General features: G+C 65.6%; 6 protein-coding genes. All 6 read right to left on the reverse strand.

Going from position 1 to position 4,871, the window contains the following annotated elements:
- Positions 1-69 precede the first annotated feature (69 nt).
- On the reverse strand, positions 70-510 hold the full coding sequence (locus tag QMX80_RS18250) for a ClpXP protease specificity-enhancing factor (protein WP_055770023.1): 441 nt from the start codon (positions 508-510) through the stop codon (positions 70-72).
- A gap of 77 nt (positions 511-587) precedes the next feature.
- On the reverse strand, positions 588-1,223 hold the full coding sequence (locus QMX80_RS18255) for a glutathione S-transferase N-terminal domain-containing protein (protein ID WP_282278601.1): 636 nt from the start codon (positions 1,221-1,223) through the stop codon (positions 588-590).
- A gap of 149 nt (positions 1,224-1,372) precedes the next feature.
- Positions 1,373-2,116 (reverse strand): cytochrome c1, encoded by a 744-nt coding sequence (locus QMX80_RS18260; protein WP_282278603.1) that lies wholly within the window; start codon positions 2,114-2,116, stop codon positions 1,373-1,375.
- Positions 2,109-3,371: a cytochrome bc complex cytochrome b subunit gene (locus QMX80_RS18265; protein ID WP_055770031.1), complete on the reverse strand. Its 1,263-nt coding sequence runs from the start codon at positions 3,369-3,371 to the stop codon at positions 2,109-2,111. Before QMX80_RS18265 ends, QMX80_RS18260 begins: the two co-directional genes overlap by 8 nt.
- Before the next feature lie 2 nt (positions 3,372-3,373).
- Complete coding sequence (gene petA, locus QMX80_RS18270; RefSeq protein ID WP_055770034.1) at positions 3,374-3,994, reverse strand: ubiquinol-cytochrome c reductase iron-sulfur subunit; 621 nt, start codon at positions 3,992-3,994, stop codon at positions 3,374-3,376.
- 173 nt (positions 3,995-4,167) lie between these two features.
- The coding region (locus QMX80_RS18275) for a lytic transglycosylase domain-containing protein (protein WP_282278605.1) at positions 4,168-4,871 on the reverse strand (704 nt) is incomplete at its 5' end.

Genomic DNA, 4,871 nt, shown 5'->3' on the forward strand with positions numbered 1-4,871 from the left:
TGGCGCCCCGCGCGAGCCGGACCCACCGCCCCTCCAACCAAACCCGCCGCGTGGGGGCGGCGGCTTGGGTTACTTCACCACCCGGAGGAACGGGCGCTTGCCAGAAGGCTGGGGCGGCTCCGGCGGCGTGCTGGGCGGCGGCGTATCGTCGTCATGCGGCTCGGGGCCGTCGGTGCCCGGGATGTCGTCCGGCAACGCCATGCCCTGCCCGGTCTCGCGCGCATACACCGCCAGTATCGCCGCGATCGGCACGTTCACCGGAAAGCTGACGCCGGAAAAGCGCGCGGTGAAACTCACCGCCTCGTTGTCGATGTGCAGCCGCATCACCGCGCGCTCGGCGATGTTTAGCACGACCCGCTCGTCCTTGACGGCGCTGGCCGGCACCTGCACGCCCGGCACGCCGGCGTCGACCATGATGTGCGGGGTCATCCCGTTGTCGTTGATCCACTCCACCAGTGCCCGCAACAGGTACGGACGATGGCTGCTCATGCGGAAAGATTCTTCACTCATGCGGCAAGTGTACGCGGCATCGATACGCGATCACCGCCCGTGGGCGGTGATCGATAAGTCTGCATACAGCCGGTGCATCAGACCGGCAGTTCGCGCAGCTTCTTCTCCTGGTCGGTGAGGCTGCGGATGAAACCCGGGTTGCGGAAGATGCGGTTGCCGTAATCCTCGATGGCCTTGCCGTCCTTGGGCAGGGAAATGCCCAGGGCATCCAGCCGCCAGATGATCGGCGCCATCGCGCAGTCGGCCAGGCTCATTTCCGGGTTCAGGAAGAACTTGGACGCCTTGAACAAGGGCACCGACTGCGCCACCAGTTCCTTCAGGCGCTTGCGGGCGGCTTCGGCCTGGGTCTTGTTGCCCAACTGGATCGCCTGCACCTGCGGCACCCAGTCGTGCTCGATCCGCAGCATCGCCAGGCGCAACCGCGCCCGCGACAGCGGATCCACCGGCATCAGCGGCGGATGCGGGTAACGCTCGTCCAGATACTCGCTGACCACCGATGCGGCGTAGAGCACCAACTCGCGTTCGACCAGGGTCGGCACCGAGTGGTAGGGATTGAGGTCGATCAGGTCTTCCGGCGGATTCTGCGGATCGACCGGCACCAGATCGTAGGTGACGCCCTTCGCGGCCAGCACCAGCCGTACCCGGTGGCACAGGACATCGTCATTGGCCGAGAACAACGTCAGGGTATTTCGCATGCGCACACTCGCCGCCATCAAGGGCTCTCCAAGGGCCGGAATCCGCCAGCCTTACGGCGCCGCGGGCCCAGCGCCCGCGGTCGCCACCTTCCCGAGTGTGCAGTCAGCCGGCGCCGATGCCAAGTGCCAGCCAACCTTCCGCACCGGCCTGCGGACCCACTCTCACGTCAATGCACGTCCGTCCAGTACTCGTTCTTCAGCAGATAGGCCAGGAAGGAGAGCAGCGCCAGGAACAGCACCACCCACACGCCCATGCTCTGGCGCTTGAGCACGGCCGGTTCGCCGGCGTACTCGAGGAAGTTGGTGATGTCGCGGACGGTCTGGTCGTATTCCTGCGGCTTCACCCGCCCCGGACTGGTAACCACCAGCCGCTCCGGATGCCGTTCGCCGGCCACGTCGGGCTCGCCGAACTCGGCGTGCTGCAGGCCCTGCAGCTCCCACAGCGGATTGGGCATGGAGGCGTTCGGGAACAGCTTGTTGTTCCAGCCCAGCGGCCGCGACTCGTCCAGGTAGAACGACTTGAGGTAGGTGTAGATCCAGTCGCTCTGGCGCACGCGCGAGATCAGGCTCAGGTCCGGCGGCATCTTGCCGAACCACTTGTCGCCCTGCTCCTTGGTCATGGCGACGTGGATCTGCTCACCGAACTTGGCGCCGGTGAAATTCAGGTTGTCCATCACCTGCTGTTCGGTCAGGCCCAGGTCCGCGGCCATGCGCGAGTAACGCAGGTACTTCAGCGAGTGGCAGCCAGAACAGTAGTTCATGTAGGCCTGCGCACCGCGCTGCAGCGACGCCTGGTCGGACAGGTCGTTGCCCGCCTGCTGCAGTGCCCCGCCCGAGGAAGCGAAGGTGGCGGCCGAGAACAGGAGTGCGGCGGTGGCCGTTGCCAGCAAGGCAATCCATTTCTTAGTCATGCGTCGTCACCCGCTCCGGCACCGGCTTGGTCTTGTCCAGCTTGGTCCACACTGGCATGGTCAGGAAGAAGAGGAAGTAATACGCGGTCAGGAAGCGGCCGATGACGGTCTCCACCGGATCGGTACCTGGACCGGCGCCGATCTTGCCCAGCCACACGAAGCTGATGGCGAAGCCGAACAGCAGCAGCTTGGAAAGCAGGCCGCGATAGCGGTAGGACTTGACCTTGGCGCGATCCAGCCACGGCACCGTGAACAGGATCGCGATGGCGCCGAACATCACCAGCACGCCGCTCAGCTTGTGCGGGATGACCCGCAGCATCGCGTAATAGGGCGTGTAGTACCACACCGGCTTGATGTGCTCCGGAGTGACCAGGCGGTTGGCCTCGGTGAAGTTGTCGTGCTCGAGGAACCAGCCGCCGAACGCCGGGGCGAAGAAGATGATGAAGGCGGCGATGACCATCATCGCGAACACGTAGAAGGTGTCCTTCACCGTGTAGTACGGATGGAACGGCACGCCATCGGCCGGCGCGGTCGGCGACCAGCGGTTGCCCTTCGGTCCCTTCTTGATCTCCACGCCGTCGGGGTTGTTGGACCCCACTTCGTGCAGCGCGCCCAGGTGCAGCACGACCAGCAGCAGCAGCACCAGCGGCACCGCGATCACGTGCAGGGCGAAGAAGCGGTTCAAGGTGGCGTCGGACGGCAGGTAGTCGCCCATGATCCACTCGGTCAGGCCGTTGCCGATCACCGGGATGGCGCCGAACAGCGAGATGATGACCTTCGCGCCCCAGAACGACATCTGGCCCCACGGCAGCACGTAGCCCATGAAGGCTTCGGCCATCAGCGCCAGGTAGATCAGCATGCCCAGGATCCACACCAGCTCGCGCGGCTTCTTGTAGGAGCCGTACATCAGGCCGCGGAACATGTGCAGGTAGACGACGATGAAGAACAGCGAGGCGCCGGTGCTGTGCATGTAGCGGATCAGCCAGCCCCACTCCACGTCGCGCATGATGTACTCGACCGAAGCGAAGGCTTCCGCCGCGCTGGTCTTGTAATGCATGGTAAGGAAGATGCCGGTGACGATCTGGTTGACCAGCACCACCATCGACAGCACGCCGAAGATGTACCAGATGTTGAAGTTCTTCGGCGCGTAGTACTCGGACATGTGCTTCCGGTACATCGGCATCAGCGCCGGGGCGCGGTCGTTGACCCAGCCCATCGCGCCATTGGCGAGGCGAACGAGGATGTTGTCAGACATGGTTATGCCGCCCCCTTAGGATCGACACCGATGACGATGGTGTTGTCGTCGGCGTAATAGTGCGGCGGCACGACCAGGTTGGTCGGCGCCGGCACGCCCTGGAACACGCGTCCTGCCATGTCGAAGCGCGACTTGTGGCAGGGGCAGAAATAGCCGCCCTTCCACTCCGGGTCGTAGGGTTCTGGCTTGATCTCGGCGGCCATCTCCGGCGAGCAGCCCAAGTGCGTGCATAGGCCGACCAGCACGGAGATCTCCGGCTTGAGCGAGCGCAGCTCGGGATTGGCCTTGCGCACGTAGTCCGGCTGCTGGTCGGCATTCTCGGACTTGGGATCGCGCAGGCGGCCGTCCAGCGTCGGCAGCGCTTCGAGTACCGCCTTGGAACGCTTGACGATCCAGATCGGCTGGCCTCGCCATTCCAGGATCAGGCGCTGCCCCTCCTGCAGCGCGCTGATGTCGGCATTCACCGGTGCGCCGGCCAGCTGGGCCTTGGCACTGGGATTCCATGACTTGATGAAAGGGACTGCTGCGAAACCCGCCCCGACGGCGCCGACCACGGCGGTGGTCGCTGTCAGGAAGCGCCGGCGTCCGGCATTGACTGGATCGTTTACCCCATCGTTGGCCATCCGGCACTCCGATATTGATGTAGGTGGCTTGCGGCTGCCTGCGACCGGTGGAACCGGACCGCTCAGAATCGAATCTCCCCCGAGTTTAGCTGAACGTTCAGCAGCCGCACAACGCGATGAAACACGAGTCCATGACTTTTGTCACGTGCTCCAGGAATAAAGCGGAAAAGCACTCACTGGCGCGAGCCCAGCTCGCCGCGATAGCGGTCGGCCAACTGCGCCACGCGCTTCACGTAGTACTGGGTTTCGTTGTAGGGCGGCACGCCGCCATGACGATCCACCGCGCCCTCGCCGGCGTTGTAGCCGGCCGCGGCCAGCGTCAGGTCGCCGTTGAAACGGCGCAGCAGCCACGACAGGTAACGCACGCCGCCGCGGATGTTCTGCGAGGCGTCGTAGGCGTCGCTCACGCCGAAGCGGCGCGCGGTGGCCGGCATCAGCTGCATCAACCCCTGCGCGCCGGCGCGGCTCAGGGCGGTGGGATTGAACGCCGATTCGGCATGGATCACCGCGCGCACCACGGCCTCTTCGACCCCGAACTCGCGCGCCGCGGCGGCGATCTCGGAGCTGTAGGCCTGGGTATTGAGCCGCACCGTGCCGAAGTTGACCCCCGGGTTCGCACCGCAGGCATAGCAGCGCTCGATGTAGCTGTAACGGATGGTGCGCACTTCGCCCACGCTGGCGACCTGCGCCGGCCGGGCGCTGGTGTAGTGGCGCACGCCATCCTTCATGTACGTGTAGACCTGCCCGCTCACCACCCGTTGCGCGCGGCTGGTGCCGGCTGCCGCAGGCGCGGCCGCCGCGGCCGGAGCGACGCTGGCCGGAGCCGCGGCCGGGACCGGCGGCGTTGCTGCCGGCGCGACGGCAGCAGGTGCAGGAG

It is taken from the genome of Stenotrophomonas sp. PS02297, from assembly GCF_029959705.1.
GTDB lineage: Bacteria > Pseudomonadota > Gammaproteobacteria > Xanthomonadales > Xanthomonadaceae > Stenotrophomonas > Stenotrophomonas nitritireducens.

Excerpts from the sequence above, each read along its gene's own strand:
- QMX80_RS18265 (WP_055770031.1), bottom strand. The coding sequence starts at position 3,371 with ATGTCTGACAACATCCTCGTTCGCCTCGCCAATGGCGCGATGGGCTGG.
- QMX80_RS18255 (WP_282278601.1), bottom strand. The coding sequence starts at position 1,223 with ATGGCGGCGAGTGTGCGCATGCGAAATACCCTGACGTTGTTCTCGGCC.
- QMX80_RS18250 (WP_055770023.1), bottom strand. The coding sequence starts at position 510 with ATGAGTGAAGAATCTTTCCGCATGAGCAGCCATCGTCCGTACCTGTTG.
- QMX80_RS18260 (WP_282278603.1), bottom strand. The coding sequence starts at position 2,116 with ATGACTAAGAAATGGATTGCCTTGCTGGCAACGGCCACCGCCGCACTC.
- petA (WP_055770034.1), bottom strand. The coding sequence starts at position 3,994 with ATGGCCAACGATGGGGTAAACGATCCAGTCAATGCCGGACGCCGGCGC.